The organism is Rothia sp. CCM 9418, from assembly GCF_048512825.1.
Taxonomy (GTDB): Bacteria; Actinomycetota; Actinomycetes; order Actinomycetales; family Micrococcaceae; genus Rothia.
The window spans coordinates 528,936-551,933 of sequence record NZ_JBLXXX010000001.1; the positions used below are offsets into that span (position 1 = coordinate 528,936).

A 22,998-nucleotide genomic window follows, 5' to 3' on the forward strand; every position below is an offset into this window, starting at 1 on the left:
CGATAAAGAAAGGCAGACCTCATGGTGTGTGCACGCAAAGTATCGAAAGCTCAGAAACTTGCAGAAAAGACTTTTGCTAAGGCTCAGAAAGCAACGGGCAAAAAGGCTGAGAAGCTCACTCAGCTTGCTGAAGCTCAGGCAGCTAAGGCTAGCGAAATCGCTCAGAAGTATGCAGAAAAGACTCGTGCAAAGAGTGGCGAGGTTGCTGCTGTTGCCGCAGATAAGCTAAGTTCTTTCGATATTCCAGAACAAGCAGAAAACCTTGTTGAGAAAGCAACTGGAAATAAAAAAGCTCTCAAGAATGCTCAGAAGCAAGCTGTTAAGGCTGCGAAGGCTTATGCCAAAGAGCAGAAAAAAGCTACTAAGGGCGGAAATAAGTCTTTGGTATTCCTTGGCTTGGTAGTTGCTGGTGCAGTTGCCGGTTATGCTGCATATAAAGCATCTCAGCCAGTAGAGGATCCTTGGAAGACCCCTCAAAGCTAGTTATTGGTCAATCTTGGATATAAGAATTTTTCTATAAAGTTTCTTCTCAGTACCCTTGATGAACGGGCGTAGTAACTGTTCGTCAAGGGTACTTTTATGAGGATTTTGGGGAATCTGAAGAGCTGTTTAGAGGAGAATAGTGTTACTTCGACATTGTAGAGCGGTATCGGGTTTTATGGCATTATGAGTGGATAATGGGTCGATATAAAAAATGACTCCAAACCTCTATAAGGCTTGGAGTCATTCTCAACCATAAAAATAGCTCGGCGACGACCTACTCTCCCACACCGTCCCCAGTGCAGTACCATCGGCGCAAAGAGTCTTAGCTTCCGGGTTCGGGATGGATCCGGGCGTTTCCCTCTTGCTATAATCACCGAAACGTGGAGGCGAGGGGACTCGAACCCCTAACCCCCTGCTTGCAAAGCAGGTGCGCTACCAATTGCGCCACGCCCCCGTGGTGTTACAGATAAAATCCTACAACACTTACCGAAATCTAAGCAAATCAAGAAGTTATGACTTACAGCACTTTATATCTTAAATAAAGTGAGGAGCACCCCGCTACAAGGTGCTCCTCACGTGCATTTCGCTACGGACTACTGATGCGATTGCACCTCTCTTATTTCTAAGAAAGATTAGATACGACATCCGTGCCTCAACGAATGCCGACAGTTATTGTTCCCCAGTGATTCCATCCAATCGAACACGAGAAGCGGCTAACTCAGCAATACGCTTTTCTTCTTCACTAGGGTTGGTGTATTCGACGTACCCATCAGTGTCAGTCTCTTCAACAGAGTCCTCGGCACTGAAATGATTCTCTGAAATGTGCAGACCATGAGCGCCGAGGATTCGAGCCACACGGTCAATCTCTTCAGGAGTAGGAACGTCATCGGTTACTTTTCTGATGTACTCGTTAATACGTTGGTCAGAAACATAATCTTCACCGCGAGCAGCACGAGAGAGCATTAACTTACGAATTACTTCTTCAAGTTGCGCGTCAGTCAATCGACGACGCAACACAGCCATCACTGCTGCTCGATCCTGTACCGGGACGTCTTCGGGGTAACCGACACTCAACCAGTCAATAACACGAGAGACGATATTTCTCTGAGGCATCCCGCTACTCCTTTGCTAGGGATTCAAAAGCGAGACATCCTATCCCGCCACACCAAATAGGTTAAACCCTGTGGAATGATAAATAAAATCTTTAGCAATCCATAAGATTCCCATAATAATAACAAGGACAATCACTGCAAAGATACTATAAGCGATGACTTTACGGAACGAAGATGGTGGTTCAACCTCAATCAAACGACCGTCTGCGGTATATTCAGTGGTTCCGGCAAGCATCCTCAGCCCGATGGCGTAGAAAGCTGGAATACCAGCACCAAACACTAAACCGGTCAGAATGACGGGAACAACTCGTTGAGCAATCTCAAAAAGACTTATCATTAGGCACCCACCTTATGGGCTGTATTTTTGGAGACACCAGAGTTTAGTGTCTGAACTGATTCTTTAGACTGTTTATCGGCGCCTGATTCGCCCCATTCAGCGTTGACGTTTGAAGCGTCCACAGGAGCTTTCTTGGAATGTAGGTACATCCACGCACAGAAACCAATGAGAATAAGGAATACCGCGAGTTCACCCAAGAATCCACTGCCTGTGACAGCGTTGAGGTAGTGACCAATCATCCAAGTAATAGCACCGATACTTCCAGCCGCAGGCAAGGTAATAATCCAAGCGATAACCATACGCCCGGCAACACCCCAGCGTACTTCAGCGCCACGTCGCCCAAGACCGGTACCAAGAATAGAGCCTGTTGCTACGTGCGTTGTAGATAGCGCCATGCCGAAGTGAGAAGATGTCAAAATAATTGCGGCAGATGATCCTTCAGCTGCCATACCTTGAGGTGTATCAATTTCCACGAGGCCTTTACCCAAGGTTCGAATGATGCGCCAACCGCCCCAGTAAGTACCAAGAGCAATAGCGAGAGCACAGGTAAATTTAACCCAGAACGGAATATCTGCATCAGGCGTAATTTCTCCAGATGCAACAAGCGCTAGGAAGATAACACCCATAGTTTTTTGGGCATCGTTTGTACCGTGTGCTAGAGAAACCAAGGATGCGGTACCAACTTGTCCCCAACGGAATCCCTCATATTTCTTTTTATCAGAGACTGGTCGGGAAATTTTATAAATAAGCCAAGTTCCTACCGTTGCAACCATACCTGCCACGAATGGTGCCATCACAGCGGGAATGACGATTTTTGCGGCAACTCCGCTCCATTGAACACCAGAGAATCCGAAAGCTGCGATCGCTGATCCAATCAACCCTCCAAATAGAGCGTGAGAGGAGCTAGAAGGTAATCCTAGAAGCCATGTGAGAACATTCCATAAGATACCGCCAACAAGCCCGGTAAAGACAATCAGAAGCAGTCCTGAGTTATCACCAGCAACAGCATCAAGATTAACAATGCCTTTACCTACAGTTCGAGCAACTTCGACGGAGAGGAATGCACCGATGAGGTTAAGGACAGCAGAAAGAGTTACAGCAGTTTTAGGTTTGAGAGCACCGGTGGCAATAGAAGTTGCCATAGCGTTTCCGGTGTCGTGAAATCCATTCGTGAAGTCAAAGGCTAAAGCCGTAAGAACCACGATAGCTAAGATAATAAGTTCAGTAGTCACTCTTTGATTATGAACATAGTTATTCGAGATAGAAAGCTAGGTGAACACGGTAAAAACACTCACCAAAAAACAACATTAACCAACATGAACAGACACTAAAACCACTTTAATATTTACGGAGAAAATAATAGAAGGTTAAAAACCCTTAAACTCTCCCTAAATAACAGGTTTTCATTCAAGTAAATACAGGGTTGTTTCATAACAAACATATGTTGTTTTATGTTGTTTTTAAAAGCGTTCACCTAAGATATCAACGAGTTAAACCCTATCTTTAGGTAGTGTTTACCAACTGTTCACCTTAAAAACAGTAGGACGCTCATCACAAATATCCTCTATTCCGAGCATAAAAAATGACTCCAAACCTCTATAAGGCTTGGAGTCATTCTCAACCATAAAAATAGCTCGGCGACGACCTACTCTCCCACACCGTCCCCAGTGCAGTACCATCGGCGCAAAGAGTCTTAGCTTCCGGGTTCGGGATGGATCCGGGCGTTTCCCTCTTGCTATAATCACCGAAACGTGGAGGCGAGGGGACTCGAACCCCTAACCCCCTGCTTGCAAAGCAGGTGCGCTACCAATTGCGCCACGCCCCCTCGGCTACAACCTCTATGAGATTTTACAAAGAATCCGTAGATTCTTTCCAAGATGCTTTGACATCCTGATTTTCCTGAACCTTCTTTGTCAAAAATATTCCAAGAACCGCAGTTGAAACAACTAGAAGTACCTTTTTCATTTTTGCCTTTCGGTAAGGAAGTGGGCGTACCAGGAATTGAACCTGGGACCTCTTCGTTATCAGCGAAGCGCTCTAACCGTCTGAGCTATACGCCCTTACCTGTCCCTTAGGACGAAATAAAACTTTACACGACCTTCACGACTTTTCCAAATCGATATAGGGTATTTTAGGTCACATTAAGATTATCCTAAGGAAACAGAGAGATTTCTAATCATCAGTCAAGGTCAACCCAACACCTCCGACAAGCTTTGCAGCAATGTTATATAGCATTGCAGCAATAACACCAAGCAGTGTAAAGAGAATAACGTTCACCACAGAAATCATCGTGGTGTACAACGCAACCTGCCCCAACGATAAGAAATTAGAAATATCAATATGGTTACCTGTTGTGCCAAGCATCGTCAGAAGATCATTAATGCCATCAAACAGCCCCGTAGCCTGCATCGCAAGCCACAAAACCACTGAAGACACAACAAAGACAATACCCACAGCAACAGAAAGCAAGAAAACCAGCTTAGCCACAGACCAAGTATCGACTTTAGCAACAACAAGACGAGCGCGACGAACTTTAGAACGAGGTGCAGGACGCACCAAAGGCTTATTACGGTGAGCAGCAGAACGTGTACTGTTGCTGCGTGCCCCCGCACGCTGTTTATTCGCAGTAGCTCGTGCACCTTGTTTACGGGTGCTAGTACCGGTAGTGCTCACTCTTAGTTACCTCCGTGTGCATTCTCTTCAGAACTCTGAGCTACTACTTGCTCAGACTCAAGCTGATGATTCTCTAACGGTACTGTATTATCGACCGCTTCGGTGCTTTCGCCATCATTTTCTTCTTCAAGCTGTCGGTCTTGATTACGAGCAACACCAACAATATGGTCATTTTTACCAGGTTTAGCAAAAATAACACCCATGGTGTCGCGTCCTTTAGCAGGAACTTCAGCAACAGAAGTACGAACAACTTTACCTGATTGCATAACGACTAAGACTTCGTCATCTTCTTCAACAATCAATCCACCCACAAGGTCACCACGATCTTCAGCCAATTTAGCAACCTTGATACCAAGACCACCACGACCTTGAATACGATACTCTCCAACCTTCGTGCGTTTTGCATAACCGCCTTCAGTCACGACAAAAACATACGAATCATCAGAAACAACGTTCATACTCAACAGCTCATCACCATCACGGAATTTCATACCCGTAACACCAGAGGTTGCACGACCCATCGGACGCAATGCCTCATCAGTTGCGGTGAAACGCAGTGACTGACCCTTACGAGAGATCAACATCAAATCGTCTTCTGCGGAAGCAAGACCAGCAGAAACAAGTTCATCGCCATCACGTAGGTTAATAGCGATAACACCAGCAGTACGATTAGTGTCATAGTCACTTAGTTTGGTTTTCTTCACCAAACCACCTTTAGTAGCGAGCACTAGATATGGGGCATCTTCATAAGATTTCAGCTCCATCACTTTGGCGATAGTCTCTCCAGGTTGGAACGCCAAGAGATTAGCGACATGCTGGCCTTTAGCATCACGACCGGCTTCCATCAGCTCATAAGCCTTTGTGCGGTAAACACGACCTAGGTTCGTGAAGAAAAGAATCCAGTTATGCGTTGTGGTCACAAAGAACTGTTCGACAACATCATCGCCACGTAATGCAGCACCCTTAATACCTTTACCGCCACGGTGTTGGCTTCGATATTGGTCAGAACGAGTGCGCTTGACATAACCACCACGAGTAATAGTTACAACCATTTCCTCTTCAGGAATCAAGTCCTCCATCGACATGTCGCCGTCATATCCCATCAGAATCTTGGTGCGACGATCATCGCCATAGCGATTGACAATATCAGCAAGCTCTTCAGAAATAATCTCACGCTGAAGAGTATCAGAAGCAATAATCTCGTTATATTCTGCAATCAAACGCATCAATTCATCATGACGAGTTTGAATCTTCTGACGTTCCAAAGCTGCCAGACGACGCAATTGCATGTTAAGAATTGCTTGAGCCTGAGCTTCATCAATATCAAGTAACGTCATTAACCCGCTACGAGCATCATCTGCTGTTGCAGAACGACGAATCAGAGCAATTACCTCGTCTAGAGCATCAAGAGCTTTAAGCAGTCCGCGGAGAATATGCGCTTCTTCTTCAGCTTGACGCAAACGATAACGAGTTCGTCGAACGATAACCTCAATCTGGTGGTTTACCCAATGACGAATAAACGCGTCCAAAGAAAGTGTACGAGGCACACCATCAACGACAGCAAGCATGTTAGCAGAGAAGTTTTCTTGTAACTGAGTGTGCTTATAAAGGTTATTTAGAACAACCTTAGGCACAGCATCACGCTTAAGAACGACAACTAGACGCTGTCCGGTACGACCAGAAGTTTCATCCCGTAAATCAGCAATACCGGTAATCTTATGCTCTTTGACGAGGTCAGCAATTTTAATAGCAAGATTATCGGGGTTTGTTTGATAGGGGAGTTCGGTAATAACCAGGCAGGTGCGACCGTGAATCTCTTCGACGTTGACTACCGCGCGCATCGTAATAGATCCGCGTCCTGTACGGTAAGCATCTTCGATGCCCTTATGCCCAAGAATGGTAGCGCCAGTAGGAAAGTCTGGGCCTTTAATGCGCTCTAATAGAGCATCAAGAAGCTCTTCGTTCGTTGCATCAGGATTTTTAAGGAACCATTCCACGCCTTCTGCTACTTCACGTAAGTTATGAGGGGGAATGTTGGTTGCCATACCCACCGCAATACCTGAGGAGCCATTGACTAATAGGTTAGGAATACGAGATGGAAGAACAGTCGGTTCTTGGTTCTTACCATCGTAGTTATCTTGATAGTCCACGGTATCTTCGTGGATATCACGAACCATTTCTAATGCGATAGGCGCCATTTTTGTCTCAGTGTAACGAGACGCCGCAGCTCCATCGTTACCGGGAGAGCCAAAGTTTCCCTGCCCTAGCGCGAGGGGATAACGCATGGTCCAATGCTGGATGAGACGTACCAAGGTGTCATAGATAGCGCTATCACCGTGGGGATGGTACTGACCCATCACATCGCCAACCACGCGAGCGCATTTATTAAAAGCTCGTTCAGGTCGATATCCGCCATCGTACATTGCATAGATGACGCGACGGTGTACAGGTTTTAGCCCATCACGCACGTCCGGTAAAGCACGTCCAATAATGACGGCCATCGCGTAATCCAGGTATGAACGTTCCATTTCTGAGCGGAGGTCTACTTTATTCACTCGTCCGTGAACGGTAGTTGCTGCCGCTAAGGAACTTCCTACAACTTCGCCTTCAATAGGTTCTGTGGAATCATTCTGAGTTTCATCGCTCATGTGAAGTTTTCCGTTTCTTTTCGTCCTTGATTTATATTCCTTGAGCGTTATATAACGCTTGTGCTATACACATATTCCCTAGACATCAAGGAATCGAATATCTTTTGCGTTCTGTTGAATAAAGTCACGTCGAGCCTCAACATCTTCACCCATCAGAACAGAGAAAACCTGATCAGCTGCAGCAGCATCTTCTACAGTCACCTGCAAGAGAGTGCGCTTTTGAGGATCCATCGTTGTTTCCCAAAGCTCGGTATAATCCATCTCCCCAAGACCTTTATAACGCTGAATACCATTATCTTTAGGAAGACGCTGATTATTAGCGAGACCTCGAGCAACAACCTCATCACGCTCAGCATCAGAATAAACATAATCGTGCGGAGCGTTAGACCATTTAATGCGATACAGCGGAGGTTGAGCCAAATACACATACCCAGCTTCAATCAAAGGTCTCATAAAGCGGAAGAGCAAAGTCAACAACAACGTCGTAATATGCTGACCATCAACATCTGCGTCCGCCATCAAAACAACCTTATGATAGCGGGCTTTTTCGATGTTAAATTCTTCTCCGATGCCGGACCCAAAAGCGGTAATCATCGACTGAATCTCAGCATTGCCCAAAGCGCGGTCAAGACGAGCACGTTCTACGTTGAGAATCTTTCCACGTAAAGGAAGAATCGCCTGAGTATTTGGGTCACGTCCCTGAACCGCAGAACCACCTGCAGAGTCACCCTCCACCAAATAAATTTCAGAAATCGATGGATCCTTCGACGAACAGTCTTTAAGCTTTCCAGGCATCGAACCCGTCTCCAACAAGCCTTTACGGCGAGTTGTCTCGCGAGCGCGACGAGCAGCTAAACGAGCATTAGACGCAGTAATCGCACGGCGCACAATGTCTTTAGCGATCTGAGGATTACGCTCGAACCAGTCACCTAAATGATCTGACATCTCACGCTGAACAAAGGACTTCGCCTCAGAGTTGCCCAGCTTCGTCTTCGTCTGACCTTCAAATTGAGGCTCAGAAATTTTTACAGAGACAACAGCCGTTAGGCCTTCACGAACGTCTTCACCGGTGAGGTTATCGTCTTTATCTCTCAACAATTTATTATCGCGAGCATAACGGTTCACCAAAGACGTCAGTGCTGCACGGAAGCCTTCTTCGTGAGTGCCTCCTTCATGCGTATTAATGGTATTAGCATACGTATGGACAGACTCTTTATAGTCGGTAGTCCATTGCATCGCCACTTCCAAGCTCATAATACGCTCGGTATCTTCTGCTTCAAAAGCGATGATTTCGTCGTTAATAGTCTCTAGTTTTTTAGAGCTGTTAAGGAACTTAACATAATCTAAAAGACCATTTTCATAGAGGTAGGTGACGCTCTTATATCCGTGCGCATTTGCACCAACTCGATTGAGTTGTTCACCTTTTTTCTTATCATCCCCAGCAATTTCGTCTTGGGGGAGAACCTCTCGTTGATCCGTCAAAGAAATGGTGAGACCCTTATTCAAGAACGCCATTTGCTGAAAACGCGCCCTCAACGTTTCAAAATCAAAAACAGTTGTTTCAAAAATTTCGGGATCTGGCCAGAACGTCTGAGTAGTTCCAGTTTGTTCTGTTGCTTCGCCACGAGTCAGCGGGTTCTTCGTAACACCACCATTTTCAAAGGAGATGTTCCACGCATACCCTTGACGTCGCACCTGCGTTTCCACGCGAGTAGATAGCGCATTCACAACAGAAATACCCACACCGTGCAGACCACCAGAAACAGCGTAACCGCCACCGCCAAATTTACCGCCAGCGTGCAAAATCGTCATCACGACTTCTACAGTAGGTTTATGTTCGGTGGGATGCTCATCAACCGGAATGCCACGTCCGTTATCGCTAACACGCACCGCTCCGTCTTCGAGGATTGTCACCTCAATATGATCGGCATAGCCAGCCAAAGCTTCGTCAACAGAGTTATCGACAACTTCATAGACAAGATGATGCAGACCGCGTTCATTAGTTGAACCGATATACATACCAGGACGTTTACGAACAGCTTCTAGCCCCTCGAGAACCGTAATATCGGCTGCACCATATTCATGAGGTGTTTCTTCAGTTGCCACAGGTATAAGGCTCCTTGAGTAAGATTTAGCGCATCTTTGTCAAACCTTCACAACCTTATTTATTGCTATACATTAAGGCTGCACGAATTACTCATTCAATGAGTGACATAGAGTTAAAAATGCGCAGTACATTTATGCTCAATTCTACCGGAAAATAGGGAAATATCGCCCTCTTTATTGCCTTTTGTAAGGGTTATTCTTAGCGGCTACCCGCTAGAACGCCTAAAATCGGCGTTTCAAGCGCATCAGGGTATTGCACAATAGGTTCCCCGTGGTTATAAGTTTCTCTTCTTAGATAAGAAAACTACCCATAGGTATCTCGTGGTCCACGTCCACCAGGAGCAACCAATTTACCGTGTTTCCACTGTCGTGTATGGGGGCCCAAAATAATAATATCTGTCACGATACCAGCACCAAGCTCCCGCTCAAACATCTTCAACACTTCACTTTTCATCAACTTCAGATTAGTAGCCCAGGAGGTCGAAGAACATCGAATCGTAACTTTAGTATCTTGATATTTTTCGGGCGTTGTATGTTCAGCAACATGCTCACCCATCAATTCTTTCCACCGAGCAAGCACAGAAGAAACAGCAACAGGATCTTTCCAGCCTCGACTACGGATTAATTTATCGATAGCATAACTCAGCGGTTGCGGGTCACGATAATCTTCACCAGCCCCTGTATATCCACCCATTTGAGCAATATTTTGCCGTTGGTAATACGGTTGAGGTTTTTTCTTCCCCGGTTGCTGACTCATTGAGGCACTAAAATCTTTGAGAATTTTTCGAGCAGCATACCCCTCAAGAGGTGCCTCTCCTCGCTCAGAAGCAGCATAACGCATTCTTTGCAACATAATTGCTGGAGCTTCAGCGTATCGCTCGTCAAAATTCATGAGAAGACAATTCTTTCACTACCGTATGCCATCTAAGATTCTGCACCAAATGCCACCTGCCCCGGGCTCACCCTCACCATGGTAATATCGTCCCCCAGTTCCTGAGGGATATCTTCTTCGATAGCACATGTGACTAACACTTGTTCAGCGTCAGAGACAATTGAACCGAGGCGTTTTCGCCGTGCAGTATCTAATTCAGCAAAAACATCGTCAAGGATAAGAATCGGACAAGATCCCACACCTTGATGTTCTTTTCTATGAACATACCAAGAACCTAATTTGAGAGCTAGCGCTAAGGACCAGCTCTCCCCATGAGATGCAAAACCTTTAGCCGGTATATCACCAATTTTCCATATCATCTCATCACGGTGAGCGCCCACTAAACTTACTCCACGCTCAATTTCTTCTTGCTGTTTGTCTTCTATCGCGCGCATCCATTCCTGAGCAATATCAGCAACGCTCAGCTGCGCTGCGTGGGGGAGCGTAGCATCTGTAATATCAGGAAAAATAGTCGATTCGTAGGTGACACCAATCGCTTTAGAACCGTCAGTGAGCCGCTGATACGCATATTGAATTTCTGGCATTAGCCGAGCCAAAACATTCCATCGAGAATGAACAAGTAACGCTCCAGCTTGAGCGATTTGCTCATTCCAAATGGTCAAAGTATGGCGATGCTCTTCAGTGATTCGCCCACCTCTCATCGTTTTTAGAAGAGAGTTTCGTTGTCTGAGAATCCGTTCATAGTCACTTCGATAAGAAGCAACAACAGGGCGCAAAGAAACAGCCATATCGTCAACAAAACGTCTTCGACATTGAGGCTCTCCTTTAACTAGTTGTAAATCTTCGGGAGAGAAAAACACTGTCGTAGTAATTCCCAACGCTTCGCGAGCACGCACGGGAGCTGCCCTATTAATGCGAACACGATTACTATGCCCTGGCGCAATTTCAAATTCAGTGATGGTCTGCCATTTTCCACGCACAACACGAGTACGTATATACGCTCGTTGAGCACCCACCTGAACTAATGGGCCATCATGAGACACGCGATGTGAAGAAAGCTCGGCAGTGTAGTTAATGGCTTCAACAATGTTGGTTTTACCGACACCATTAGCACCCAAAAACACGGTGACGCCAGTAGACAACGGCAAATTCAACAGCGAGTAAGTGCGGTAGTTCATCAACGAAATATGGTCGATGTACACACAAACCTTCCGTTCTTCACAAGTTCTTAGTTTTAAAAGACTTTGTTAGTTAGGTAGACGAACAGGCATGAGCAAATATCGGTAGTCACTTTCATCTTTGCCCATCAGTTCTTTCTGCCCTGAGATAGAGGCAGGTTTCGCAGGGTCAGTGAAAGAGAATCGAACAAATTCTGTCCCGAAACTATTTAGACCTTCCGATAAGTAGGATGGGTTGAACGCAACAGTAATGTTATCTTCACCTTCAAGATGAGCGCTCAGCGTTTCCGTTGCTTGCGCGTCTTCGCCTGTTCCAGCATCTAAGCTCACTTGACCTTCAGCGAAGACAAGACGCACAGGAGTATTACGTTCTGCAACAAGCGAGACACGACGTACCGCTTCGAGCAAATCAGAAGTTCTGACAATCGCATGAATAGGTGTGGAGTCAGGGAAGAGAGAGCGAATCTTGGGGTATTCTCCATCGACAAGCAAGCTTGTCGTGCGACGTCCGCCTGATTCAAAACCGATCAGTTCATGGGAATCGGAAAGCGCTATGTTGAGATCACCTGCTCCACCTAGAGTTTTAGCTACCTCTGACATTGTTTTCGCTTTGACCAATACTGAAGTTTTAATATTTTTTGAGGCTGGTTCCCATGTCAGTTCACGCATTGCTAGACGATAACGGTCAGTTGCAAATAACGTCATCTTTTTCCCCTCAATTTCTACCAAAATAGCAGTGAGTAGGGGGATGGTGTCGTCTTTAGAAGCTGCAACAACAACTTGTGAAACAGATTTTGCGAACGAATTTCCGTCGATAGTTCCAGAAATAGTGGGAAGCGCAGGAAGCTCGGGATAGTCAGCTACTGGCATAGTGCTGAGGTTAAAACTTGCGGTACGGCATTGAATATGCATTTTTGACTCGTGAACGCTAACGTTCACGGCTGAGTTCGGTAAAGCACGGCAAATTTCCGCAAGTAGCCTTCCTGAAACCAGAGCTGTACCTTCTTCTTCAATAACGGCACTGACTTTTAGTTTTGCGGAGGTCTCGTAATCAAAACTAGCGATAGAGACTTCTCCGTCAGCTGCAGTAATTAGCAGTCCTGAAAGGACAGGCACAGGTGGACGAGGTGAAAGTGATCGAGCGGTCCAGCCGACTGCTTCTGTGAGGACATCACGTTCGATAGTAAATTTCACCAGTACCCCTTGTACGTTGAATCAAAGATAAAGTTTCTGAGCTCGTCGAAGATGTGAGCACATTTTGTGTTCAGTCTACCGGATATTTTCAAGTGTTCCGTTGTAAAGACCAGAAGATGGGGGGTGTTTTTAGTTGTTATCACCCTTAAAGACACCACTAGCGTATATACCATTTAGGGTATATACGCTAGTGGTAATCTTTTTTGACTCTTTAGCAGCCTAATTTCTTAAACTCGATAGTCGCTTTAGCGGTGTATGTATTGCCTGTGCCAGTGGAGCTATTGCGTCCAAGAACGGCTTCCTCTCCACCCTTTGGATCTGCAGAGAACGTAAAGACTGCTCCTGCACCCTTCGGAATAGGCCCAGCGAAGATAATAGACAGGTAAGTTCCACGATCTTCGATGAGAGCAGGTGGGAAACTCTCCGAATAAAGTTCTGGGCGGTGAGCATCAAGACGCAAGAAAAGTTCGAGTCCGCCTTGGCTAATAGCTGAGGGGTTTGACCATGAGGGGTCAACAGGAATTGTAATCATTGCACCGTTAGCAGCACCTTCAGGAAGACCGATATGTAGACGCCACATCAGCTTTTTACTATTGGCGTCGTACCAGTGTTGCATTTCTGCTTCACCGTATTCTTGAGACTTGTCTTTTTCGCTAAGACCTTTGCCGTAAAGAACTTTTTTGATGTAATTGTTGTTTGAATAGTCTGGGTCCGTTGCAACAATTTGAGATTCAACTTCCCAGACTCGCATATCGCATGAAGCAGCATAGACCGGAACGACAGATGTTGCGAGGACAACGGGCGCAGCCCAAGCGGCACCTTTAACAAGATGACGGCGGTTCACTGTGTGAGACATTATTCCCCTAATAAGAAAAAATTTTTAAATTAAAACTTCACTTTGTAGTGTACCGACAAGATACCCAAAAGACGTTTTATTAACTAACCACTCTATTGGCGGGGTATGTCAGCTGTTTAGCTGACATACCCCGCCAGATTCGTACTACGACGTATCTAAAAAGTATCGAGATTTTAAGAGCACTGTAGAGGTTTGAAAGTTATATAAGCTTCAGCCGTATATGGAGTACCGGCCAATACAGCGTCTTCTCCACCAACAGGAAGTGTTGTAAAGATAAAACCTCCAGCAGCTCCTACTGGGATTTCTTGAGAGAAAGAAATTGTTATGTGGTCAGATCCTATAGCTATCTCAACTGGAGGGAGTTCGTGAGTAAAAAGCTCAGGATGGGCTGATCCAAACGCTTTAAATTTAGCAAGAGGATAAGGAGACGGACGCGAAGGGGAAGTCCAAGAGCTATCGAAGGGGATAGTAACAAGCGTTCCAGCTTCTGCTCCTTCTGGAAAGCCTAAAGGAATACGCCACCATAATTTTCCTCTGAAATACCAATGTTGCATGGAACTTTCACCCGGAGGAGTTGTTTGGTCGGTAACAACATTGTCAAAGTTAACGTTTGAAGGATCCGATTCTGTTTGAATCAGACGTGACTTGATATACCACACGCTTTCAGAACAAGGGGAGGAAGCGTAGCTGGGTACTAGTGACGAACTAAGAACTACAGGTACAGACCAAGCAGTTCCACTAACAAGATGACGACGAGATATCGAATTCATGGTTCCTCTATATAAGAAGGGGAGAACTCATGAAAATATGTACATTTCAGTGTTGTTCTCAATGGTTCATTGCGAGAATATTTCTTAAAAATACTGTTATTCAAAAGAAGATCATCTGATAGTCAAACTACATCCTTTTAATTTTCAAAACAACACAACATCTCAGAAAACACCAATTTTCTGTAATTACATCAAGAACTAGGACACCAATAGCAGGCAAGAAAAGTTGTAATTACAGAGGTCTAGATGTTCGAGAGAGACACAGAAAATGTTATTTGGAGGTTTTTCTCTTTAAGGTAGTAGTGTTAATAACGGATGTGGATTATGTGGATAACTATCAAATACCGCGAGAATCCAAGGTTTTAGATGTTGATAAAATGTGTTTTAATAAAGCTCATTAAGTGAACCCAGTGTGAATGAATAATTATGCTGTATAAGCAATCCACTTAAAACGTATAACTATGCACTTAACGTCCACATTTTAAGACCTTAAGTCACACAAGTTATCCACAGTCCAGATTTTTTGTTATTTAAGCTTGTCAGAACTACTTCTGAGCCCTTTGAGCTTGTTTTATCTTGTTGGTTAACTCATTTACTTGATTGAAAATCTGATGTCGTTCTGCCATCAAACTCCTAATTTTTCGGTCAGCATGAATGACCGTAGTATGGTCACGGCCACCCAATTCTTGACCAATTTTAGGAAGAGACATATCTGTCAGCTCCCGCAACAGATACATCGCAATCTGGCGCGCTGTCACAAGAGTACGTGTTCGAGACTTTGACTGTAATTCTTCAATCGACACATCAAAATAGCTCGCAGTCGCCACAAGAATTTGAGAAGCGGTAATCTCTTGAGCACCGTCGCTGGTAATAAAATCTTTGAGGACACGTTCTGCCACTGACAAATCAATAGGTTGCTTATTTAACGATGCAAACGCTGCCACACGAATAAGAGAACCTTCTAGCTCACGAATATTAGTCGCGATGTTCGAGGCAATATACTCCATCACATCATCAGGCACCTCGATAGATTCATTCTGAGCTTTCTTCCTCAAAATGGCAATGCGAGTTTCTAATTCCGGTGGTTGCACGTCAGTAATAAGCCCCCACTCAAAACGAGAACGCATACGTTCTACGAAGCCAGTGAGCATTTTAGGAGGCAAATCAGAAGTGATGACTACTTGCTTCTGATGATTATGCAAAGTGTTAAAAGTATGGAAGAACTCCTCTTGAGTGTGTTCCTTACCAGCTAAAAACTGAATGTCATCAATCAGCAACATATCAACATTGCGATAAATCTGCTTAAATGAAGAGCCTTCATCATCTCGAATGGAATTAATAAATTCGTTCGTAAACTCTTCGGAATTGACATAACGTACTCGAAGTTCTGGATAAAGTCGTTTCGCATAATGTCCGATTGCGTGGAGCAAATGAGTTTTCCCTAACCCCGAATCGCCATAGATAAAGAGGGGATTGTATGCAGATGCTGGAGTTTCTGAAACAGCAAAAGCTGCCGCATGAGCAAAACGATTAGACTGTCCAATTACAAAAGTGTCGAAAGTGTATTTATCATTGAGGCGGGCAGAGCTTTCCCACACAGACGATGCTGTTGACGTCTCGGTGTTTTGCTTTGGCTTGGGTATCTCAACATCTTGAACAAGAGAAACTGATTCTTCCTGAACAGAATGACTACTTTGTGTAAAGGATGGGCTTGCCAGACGCCCCTCCGTCTCTATCTGTTGAACTGTCGGAACAGACTCAACAACCTGAATCTCATCATTATTTTGGGGTATGTTAGCGGTTTTAGCCGGTGACGAGATCTCTTGTTGAGGATTCTTTGGCTGAACGAAAGCAGCAGAGGAGACTTCCTCAAGACTGGTATCAATGACGATAGCTTCGGTAGTTCCTTCTCCGAAAGCGTTTTCTAATGCAACCTTGAATTCGTGATTGATTTTTTGTTGAATGACTTCTCTTGCATACTCGCTAGGAACCGCAATAAGTAATACTGAACCCATATGTGCTTGAGGCAACGCTTGTGAAATGAATCCCATCCACCGCGGACTGACTTTAGTTCGAAGCATCTCCTTGAGATGAGCCCAACGAAGCATCATGGTGTCATGTGATTGCTCGCTCAAGGTGGAACTCCTTTTATATTGGGTAATGTTGAGATTAAATTTTAGCGCTTAAAAACCAAAATCCACAGTTTTCCACAGGTGTTATACACAGAGTGGAAAACTTGTTATTTACACAGTGTATTTCATGTGGGCACTTCGAGACAGTTTATCGAAGAAGTCGTGAATTACAAGAAAAGTAACTGTTGATGAGTTATGAGTGGTTATTCTGTGGAAAACATGAAATTTAGTGCCTCAAAAGGAATAAATCCACAGGTGTTGATAATAGATTATGCACATGCTGTGATTAAAAACTTAGCTGTGCCTTGCTTGACCACAGGCAATTAACCTCATAGAGTTTTTTAGTCATATGTGTACGCTCCGTACGCTCTGTTTAGGCAGGGCAATAGTGTGAAAAAACGCTTAGGATGTGTGCTCATCATCAGAAATAAGCGTCAACCTGTTTCTAAACAAATTGGTGAAGGGTTGCGCGCCCCTACCAAACGCTTTGGAGTAACAAAATGAGCAAGCGGACTTTTCAGCCGAATAACCGCCGTCGTGCCAAGAAGCACGGTTTCCGTCTTCGCATGCGCACCCGTGCAGGTCGTGCCATCTTGGCAAACCGTCGCAGCAAGGGTCGCACCGCTCTTTCGGCATAAATTAAACTCCTTCCCTCCTCGACCTCTGGGGGAATCCTAGGAGTCGAAACCGAAAGGAGAACATGTGCTGGCTCAACAGCACCGGATGCGGACAAAAGTCCAATTCACAGAAACTACACGTTCCGGTGTCCGTTCTGGGCGCCGGAACTTAGTTCTATATGCAACTTCCTATGGGCAATCTCCTACCATTATCGGATTTATTGTCTCTAAAACTGTTGGGAACGCTGTTACCCGAAACCTCGTCAAAAGAAGATTACGCGCACTCACAGCACCCACACTCAAAGAACTTCCGCAGGGATACCAACTAGTTATTCGCGCTCTTCCGGCATCCTCTCATGCCACATGGGAGCAACTAGCACAAGATTATGAAAGTGCTCTAACTAGCATCCTTGCTAAAATAGCATCACAACAATGTCTGCAAGCAGTAGCACAAAGCCCTGAAACTGCCTCATTATCCCGCCGAGAGGAATGCTGAAAATCTATGACGAAGCACTCTTCTTGTACGTTGGAATCAGACCTTTTAGAACAAGCGCCACACGAATTTGTTCGTCCACAATCCATACAGCATGCTCTCTGGACATTGCCACAGAATTTTCTTATCGCGGTATTGAAAGTCTATCGAGCAGTCATTTCACCACTTTATGGAAATGTTTGTAAATACTATCCAAGCTGTTCGGCTTACGCCCTAGAATCATGCCTTCAACACGGGGCAACTAAGGGGCTGTCGCTTACTGTCCGCAGGCTTCTGCGTTGTCATCCTTGGGCGACTGGTGGACTTGATGAAGTGCCGGCAGGAAAACAAAAATTTCCTGCCGGAAAAGAACCTAAAATTATTCTCTTGAACCACCCTCAAGACTATCTATAAACCATCATGCAACAGACCAAACTAATAGGCTCAACGAGCCAAGGAGAACTCGATGTTTGACGCCATTCTCTGGCCCTTTAAATGGATTGTTTCCTTTATCCTCTGGGTATTCCATTCACTCTTTACTACACTCGGATTAGACCCTACCTCGGGTCTGACATGGGTACTTGCTATTGTCGGGCTGACGCTGGTGATGCGTACTCTGACTATTCCTCTGTTCCTTAAACAGATTAAATCTATGCGAGGAATGCAAGAACTTCAGCCAGAACTCACAAAACTGAAGAAAAAATATCAAGGTAAAACAGACCAGCTTTCACGTCAAGCTATGGCGCAAGAACAGATGGCTCTGTATAAAGAACGTGGAGCTAACCCACTTTCTTCTTGCTTCCCTATTCTGGCTCAAATGCCAATTTTCTTTGGACTGTTCGAAGTACTTAGAGGAATTCCCCACGCAGCAGAAAAACATGAAGGCATTTTGATGCTTTCTAGTGATCTGGTCAAACAGTTCAACGATTCCTATATTTTTGGACAAGTCCCGCTCTTCTCAACGATGTTGAACCCGGGGAACGGAAACCACGCAAGCACGATTATTGTCGCTGGCGCTCTCGTCGTCTTGATGTCTGTATCCATGTTTGTATCCCAGAAACAGTTGGGTGCTAAAAACATGTCTGACGCAGCTAAAGAGTCACCCATGTACCGCCAACAGCAGATGATGATTTATATCTTCCCCGTCATCTTCTTGATTTCTGGTATTAACTTCCCTATCGGTGTTCTTGTGTATTGGACTGTCTCAAATATCTGGTCTGTAGGGCAGCAATGGTGGGTTATTCGTAATAACCCAACGCCCGGTTCTCAGGCAGAACGAGAACTCAACGCTCGTCGCGCAGAAAAAGGTCTGCCACCGGTCGGTAAGACTAAAGAACAATACGAAGAAGAATTGCAAAAAGCACGTGAACGTGCAGCTCAAGGGCAACGCCAACAGCCTGTCAGCAAAAAACGTCAGCGTCAACAACAGAAAAAGAAGAATTAGTTTGATGGAGCATCTTGTGGAAGAAACACCTATGTCTGAAGAACACGAAAACTGCGAGGAAAAAGATCAGCTCAAATACCTCGAAGATGAAGGCGACATTGCCGCAGACTATCTTGAGGAACTCCTTGATATCGCTGATATTGATGGAGATATCGACATTGAGATTCGTAATAACCGCACATATCTTTCTGTTATTAATGAAGATGGTGAGAACGAACAGCTTAAAGCTCTTATCGGTAAACGAGGAAATACTCTTGCTGCTTTGCAAGAACTAGTGCGCTTATCGGTACTTGCTGCTACGGGAAATCATTCCCGTTTGGTTCTTGATATCGGTGAATATCGCGCAAAACGTATTAAACGAGCTACTTCTATGGCACTAGAAGCTATTGCGCAGGTCAAAGAAACTGGAGAAGACTACCACTTGGAGCCTTTGAGTGCTTACGAACGCAAACTTGTTCATGATCTTGTCGCTGAAAATGGTCTTTATTCAGAGTCTGAAGGAGAAGGGGCAGGGCGTCACATCGTTATCTCTGTTCCGGAGGCATAAATGACTCAGGATATTCTTCCGGAGCTAACCGGCGTTGAAAGAATCGCTGCAGAAAAGATTTTTGGTCAGAGGCTTTCGCTCACTCAACGCTATGTTGAGCATCTTGCCACTAGCGGTATTGAGAGAGGTCTTATCGGGCCTCGAGAAGTTCCTCGTTTGTGGGGGCGTCACGTGTTGAACTGTGCTGTGGTACAGGAATATATCAAGAAAGACGCTTCAATCGCTGACGTGGGCTCCGGTGCCGGCCTTCCAGGGCTTTGTTTGGCTATTGCTCGTCCAGACCTCGATATTACGCTGATAGAGCCTCTGGAGCGTCGTGTGATATGGCTTGATGAAGTTGTTGAAGATTTGGGACTGGGGAACGTGACAATTTTGCGTTCTCGTGCCGAGCAAGCTATCGGCATGGTAGACGTTGAATATGTGACGGCTCGTGCTGTATCGGCGTTGGTGGGACTTGTTGATATTACTCTTCCCATTCTTCGTGGTACTGGTGAGTTGCTTGCGATTAAAGGACGTTCTGCTGGAGAAGAAATTGCTAAGGCGCAAAAGAAGCTCAATAAATATGGTGCTCGTACTGTAGAGGTGCTTAGTGCTGGTGAAGAGCTTCTTGATGAACCGACGACTATTGTGAGAGTTTCTCTTTAGAAGCTTTTATCTGTAAATCGATTCTACTTTTTGGTGGTATCAATACTGCAAGGTATTGATACCACCATTTTTTATATTTGTTAAGTTTGTTGTGCCTGGTATGTGATGGGGTGAATCTTGCCTGTGCGATTTTTAATATTTGGGAGTTTATCTTTAAGAACAACCTTTTAAGGTTTTTATTTGTAAATATTGTCGATATGTCACTGATAAACAGGTAATCTAAGTAGCACCCTCATGTCGTAGTGCCGAATTTTCTATATTGCTCTTGAGGGGAGAAAGTTAGGATTGACTGGAACCTCATGAACCAAAAAATAGCAATTAATGTTCCTGATTTTGGAATGCCGCCGGATCCACCAGAAAGCGCAGGCACTCCTCGGCTGGATCGCGGTTATGTTTCACGTGAAACGCGTCAGAAAATAGAGAAACAGGTGCGGAGCAAAGGGCTCGATAGCATGGTTTCTGCAGAGGTTTTAAGTGAGAAAAAGAAACTTAAGGAACTGGAACAAATCGTTTTGAATCGACCAGAAAAAACCCGCGTATTTGCTATCTCGAATCAAAAAGGCGGCGTCGGGAAAACAAGCACCGCGGTCAACTTAGCGGCCGCTCTTGCCACTAAAGGAATGAACGTTCTTGTCATTGATAGCGACCCTCAAGGCAACGCGTCAACAGCTTTAGGTATTCAACACGGAAGCGATGTGCGTAGCGTCTACGACGTACTCATTGACGAAGTTCCTTTATCTGATGTTATTGAACCGTGTCCAGACGTCGAAAAGCTTTGGTGTGCGCCTGCAAATATTGATCTTGCTGGAGCTGAGATTGAACTTGTCTCAATGGTTGCTCGTGAAAACCGACTGCGAGGAGCAATTCAAGAATATGAGCAATGGCGTCAAGATAAAGGGCTAGAACGCCTTGATTATATTTTTATTGACTGCCCACCAAGCCTTGGTCTGCTGACCGTTAATGCTTTTGTTGCGGCTCAAGAAGTTCTTATCCCTATTCAATGTGAATACTACGCGTTGGAAGGGTTGAGTCAACTACTCAAAAACATCCAGATGATTCAGAAACATCTTAATGCTGATCTTGTGTTGAGTACTATTCTTTTGACAATGTATGACGGAAGAACAAATCTAGCTTCTCAGGTAGCTGATGAAGTAAGAGCTCACTTCCCGAATGAAGTTCTTGATGCTGTTATTCCCCGTTCTGTTCGTATCTCAGAAGCGCCAAGCTATCAGCAGACTGTAATTAGTTATGATGTCTTATCGACTGGTTCTAGAGCTTATATAGAAGCTGCTATAGAAATAGCAAAAAGAAAATAATTATTATAAATCTAAATAGGTTGTTTTATGTGAAGAAAAGGAAGCAACTGCTTTTTATTCATGAAGAACAACTTTTTAAAAGAGCGTACAATTTAAGAGTTTCACGTGAAACATCGCATCTTTCTCCCTATGTTTCTTGTGAAACAGTTAGACTTAGACGGTCTACTGAATAAGAGGAGAATCTTACTATGGCAGAAAAGAAGCGTGGGCTAGGTCGAGGCATTGGCGCTCTCATTCCTACTGAAAACTACACAGAGAAGAACGTTCACATATCTCAAACTGCAGATCGCTTATCTCAAAATGCTCCTCAACACAATGGTGACTCAAAGAATGTTTCACGTGGAACATCTCAAACCCAGCAGAAGGATTCGAAGAAAAAACGTGCAGACATGGGAGCAGCTCTTCGTGGTTCAACTTCTAATAGGCGACCTGTCGATTTCTTCTTTGGCGGAGAAAGTCAGTCTGACAGTGGGCTAATCCCTGTTCCCGGCGCTCAATTTACCATTCTTAATGTTCACGATATTCACCCCAATAGAAAACAGCCTCGTACTGAATTCAATGAGCAAGATATGGAAGAACTTGTTCATTCTGTTAAAGAAATAGGTGTTTTACAACCTATTGTGGTAAGAAAAAGCCGTGAAAATGGTCAGGAAAAATACGAATTAGTCATGGGGGAGCGTCGTTGGCGCGCAACGCAACGAGCTGGTCTCGATACGATTCCTGCTATTGTTCGAGAAACTCATGATGTTGATTTGCTACGTGATGCATTATTAGAAAACCTTCATCGTAGCCAGCTTAATCCTATTGAAGAAGCTGCAGCGTATCAGCAACTTCTTGAGGAGTTTGGAACTACTCAAGAACAATTAGCCCAAAAAATTGGGCGTTCTCGCTCGTTGATTGCGAATACTATTCGCCTTCTAAAGCTTCCTGCTCTCGTGCAGCGCCGAGTCGCTGTTGGTGTATTGTCTTCGGGGCATGCTCGGGCGTTATTGTCGTTGAAAACTCATGCTGAAATGGAAAAGGTTGCCCAAAAAATTGTTAATGAAGGTTTATCTGTTCGCGCTGTAGAAGAACTAGTATCACATTTTTCGGAACAGCCTAAAAAAGAACCTAAAACAATTCGACCTCAAAAGCATCATGAACGCTTGGATTATATTGCAGACGCATTCGCTGATAGGCTTGATACAAATGTTAAAATTCAATTAGGTGCCCGTAAAGGAAAAATGACTATTGAATTTGCTTCTGTGGAAGACCTTAATAGAATTATTTCTGTTCTCGATCCAAATATAGATAAAAAATAGATAATTATATTTATTAATAATGCGTGAAATAAATATATTTATTTCACGCATTATTTATTTTAAGTGTAAGGTTTTCTTGCTGTCTTCTAATGAAATGTTTCACGTGAAACGAGGTTTTATGAAGGATATAAACCTTTTGTGGTTAAATATACTGCATGAATACCTCTTTTAAGGAGGGTTTCATGTGGAACAAGAGGGACTCTCTCTAGCGAGATGCTGGAAAATTTCCCTTTTGTGTTTCACCTGTCTTGCAACTTTTCCTCCTTTGTGTGATT

General features: G+C 44.5%; 22 protein-coding genes, 3 tRNA genes and 2 rRNA genes. 9 read left to right on the plus strand and 18 right to left on the minus strand.

The window, feature by feature from the left end:
* The first annotated feature begins 21 nt into the window (after nucleotides 1-21).
* Nucleotides 22-483, plus strand: a complete 462-nt coding sequence (locus ACN083_RS02510) for a hypothetical protein (protein ID WP_419101251.1) — start codon at nucleotides 22-24, stop codon at nucleotides 481-483.
* Between the two features lie 261 nt (nucleotides 484-744).
* On the opposite strand, the gene rrf (ACN083_RS02515) is transcribed toward ACN083_RS02510, so the two are convergent.
* The 18 genes from rrf (ACN083_RS02515) to dnaA all read right to left on the minus strand — a co-directional run bounded on the left by rrf (ACN083_RS02515) (nucleotide 745) and on the right by dnaA (nucleotide 16,360).
* Nucleotides 745-861, minus strand: a 5S ribosomal RNA gene (rrf, locus tag ACN083_RS02515).
* A 3-nt stretch (nucleotides 862-864) separates the two neighbouring features.
* Nucleotides 865-937, minus strand: a tRNA-Ala gene (locus ACN083_RS02520).
* Nucleotides 938-1,152: 215 nt separating this feature from the next.
* A complete protein-coding gene (locus tag ACN083_RS02525; protein WP_419101252.1) occupies nucleotides 1,153-1,596 on the minus strand; it encodes a DUF3349 domain-containing protein in 444 nt (147 codons plus the stop codon).
* Between the two features lie 39 nt (nucleotides 1,597-1,635).
* Nucleotides 1,636-1,932 carry a hypothetical protein gene (locus ACN083_RS02530; RefSeq protein WP_419101253.1) on the minus strand — a complete coding sequence of 99 codons (297 nt, stop codon included), beginning with the start codon at nucleotides 1,930-1,932 and terminating at the stop codon, nucleotides 1,636-1,638.
* Entirely contained in the window at nucleotides 1,932-3,164 is a 1,233-nt protein-coding gene (locus tag ACN083_RS02535) for an inorganic phosphate transporter (protein WP_419101254.1), read from the minus strand. The genes ACN083_RS02530 and ACN083_RS02535 overlap by 1 nt, the downstream gene beginning before the upstream one ends.
* A 400-nt stretch (nucleotides 3,165-3,564) precedes the next feature.
* A 5S ribosomal RNA gene (gene rrf, locus ACN083_RS02540) occupies nucleotides 3,565-3,681 on the minus strand.
* Nucleotides 3,682-3,684: 3 nt separating this feature from the next.
* A tRNA-Ala gene (locus ACN083_RS02545) sits at nucleotides 3,685-3,757 on the minus strand.
* A gap of 23 nt (nucleotides 3,758-3,780) precedes the next feature.
* Nucleotides 3,781-3,897 carry a DLW-39 family protein gene (locus ACN083_RS02550; RefSeq protein ID WP_419101255.1) on the minus strand — a complete coding sequence of 39 codons (117 nt, stop codon included), beginning with the start codon at nucleotides 3,895-3,897 and terminating at the stop codon, nucleotides 3,781-3,783.
* Nucleotides 3,898-3,918: 21 nt separating this feature from the next.
* Nucleotides 3,919-3,992, minus strand: a tRNA-Ile gene (locus ACN083_RS02555).
* Between the two features lie 112 nt (nucleotides 3,993-4,104).
* Nucleotides 4,105-4,605: a DUF3566 domain-containing protein gene (locus tag ACN083_RS02560; protein WP_419101256.1), complete on the minus strand. Its 501-nt coding sequence runs from the start codon at nucleotides 4,603-4,605 to the stop codon at nucleotides 4,105-4,107.
* A 2-nt stretch (nucleotides 4,606-4,607) separates the two neighbouring features.
* Nucleotides 4,608-7,253 (minus strand): DNA gyrase subunit A, encoded by a 2,646-nt coding sequence (gyrA, locus tag ACN083_RS02565; protein WP_419101257.1) that lies wholly within the window; start codon nucleotides 7,251-7,253, stop codon nucleotides 4,608-4,610.
* A gap of 78 nt (nucleotides 7,254-7,331) precedes the next feature.
* Nucleotides 7,332-9,359: a DNA topoisomerase (ATP-hydrolyzing) subunit B gene (gene gyrB / locus ACN083_RS02570; protein WP_419101258.1), complete on the minus strand. Its 2,028-nt coding sequence runs from the start codon at nucleotides 9,357-9,359 to the stop codon at nucleotides 7,332-7,334.
* Between the two features lie 304 nt (nucleotides 9,360-9,663).
* Nucleotides 9,664-10,251 (minus strand): DUF721 domain-containing protein, encoded by a 588-nt coding sequence (locus ACN083_RS02575; RefSeq protein ID WP_419101259.1) that lies wholly within the window; start codon nucleotides 10,249-10,251, stop codon nucleotides 9,664-9,666.
* Between the two features lie 32 nt (nucleotides 10,252-10,283).
* Nucleotides 10,284-11,453 carry a DNA replication/repair protein RecF gene (gene recF / locus ACN083_RS02580; protein ID WP_419101260.1) on the minus strand — a complete coding sequence of 390 codons (1,170 nt, stop codon included), beginning with the start codon at nucleotides 11,451-11,453 and terminating at the stop codon, nucleotides 10,284-10,286.
* A 45-nt stretch (nucleotides 11,454-11,498) separates the two neighbouring features.
* The gene (gene dnaN / locus ACN083_RS02585; protein ID WP_419101261.1) at nucleotides 11,499-12,623 is read right to left on the minus strand and encodes a DNA polymerase III subunit beta; all 1,125 of its coding nucleotides are present in this window, start codon (nucleotides 12,621-12,623) and stop codon (nucleotides 11,499-11,501) included.
* A gap of 211 nt (nucleotides 12,624-12,834) precedes the next feature.
* The gene (locus tag ACN083_RS02590) at nucleotides 12,835-13,479 is read right to left on the minus strand and encodes a hypothetical protein (protein WP_419101262.1); all 645 of its coding nucleotides are present in this window, start codon (nucleotides 13,477-13,479) and stop codon (nucleotides 12,835-12,837) included.
* 173 nt (nucleotides 13,480-13,652) lie between these two features.
* On the minus strand, nucleotides 13,653-14,249 hold the full coding sequence (locus ACN083_RS02595) for a hypothetical protein (protein WP_419101263.1): 597 nt from the start codon (nucleotides 14,247-14,249) through the stop codon (nucleotides 13,653-13,655).
* 545 nt (nucleotides 14,250-14,794) lie between these two features.
* On the minus strand, nucleotides 14,795-16,360 hold the full coding sequence (dnaA, locus tag ACN083_RS02600; protein ID WP_419101304.1) for a chromosomal replication initiator protein DnaA: 1,566 nt from the start codon (nucleotides 16,358-16,360) through the stop codon (nucleotides 14,795-14,797).
* Nucleotides 16,361-16,881: 521 nt separating this feature from the next.
* Here dnaA and rpmH point away from each other — a divergent pair.
* The 8 genes from rpmH (at nucleotide 16,882) to ACN083_RS02640 (ending at nucleotide 22,723) form a co-directional block, all read left to right on the plus strand.
* Entirely contained in the window at nucleotides 16,882-17,019 is a 138-nt protein-coding gene (gene rpmH, locus ACN083_RS02605) for a 50S ribosomal protein L34 (protein ID WP_419101264.1), read from the plus strand.
* A gap of 64 nt (nucleotides 17,020-17,083) precedes the next feature.
* Nucleotides 17,084-17,494 (plus strand): ribonuclease P protein component, encoded by a 411-nt coding sequence (gene rnpA / locus ACN083_RS02610; RefSeq protein ID WP_419101265.1) that lies wholly within the window; start codon nucleotides 17,084-17,086, stop codon nucleotides 17,492-17,494.
* A gap of 6 nt (nucleotides 17,495-17,500) precedes the next feature.
* Nucleotides 17,501-17,884 (plus strand): membrane protein insertion efficiency factor YidD, encoded by a 384-nt coding sequence (gene yidD, locus ACN083_RS02615; RefSeq protein ID WP_419101266.1) that lies wholly within the window; start codon nucleotides 17,501-17,503, stop codon nucleotides 17,882-17,884.
* 52 nt (nucleotides 17,885-17,936) lie between these two features.
* Entirely contained in the window at nucleotides 17,937-18,914 is a 978-nt protein-coding gene (yidC, locus tag ACN083_RS02620) for a membrane protein insertase YidC (RefSeq protein ID WP_419101267.1), read from the plus strand.
* Nucleotides 18,915-18,918: 4 nt separating this feature from the next.
* Complete coding sequence (locus ACN083_RS02625) at nucleotides 18,919-19,461, plus strand: protein jag (protein ID WP_419101268.1); 543 nt, start codon at nucleotides 18,919-18,921, stop codon at nucleotides 19,459-19,461.
* Nucleotides 19,462-20,106 (plus strand): 16S rRNA (guanine(527)-N(7))-methyltransferase RsmG, encoded by a 645-nt coding sequence (rsmG, locus tag ACN083_RS02630; protein ID WP_419101269.1) that lies wholly within the window; start codon nucleotides 19,462-19,464, stop codon nucleotides 20,104-20,106.
* Nucleotides 20,107-20,558: 452 nt separating this feature from the next.
* Nucleotides 20,559-21,422, plus strand: a complete 864-nt coding sequence (locus tag ACN083_RS02635; protein WP_419101305.1) for a ParA family protein — start codon at nucleotides 20,559-20,561, stop codon at nucleotides 21,420-21,422.
* Between the two features lie 188 nt (nucleotides 21,423-21,610).
* Entirely contained in the window at nucleotides 21,611-22,723 is a 1,113-nt protein-coding gene (locus tag ACN083_RS02640) for a ParB/RepB/Spo0J family partition protein (protein WP_419101270.1), read from the plus strand.
* The last annotated feature ends 275 nt before the right edge of the window (nucleotides 22,724-22,998 follow it).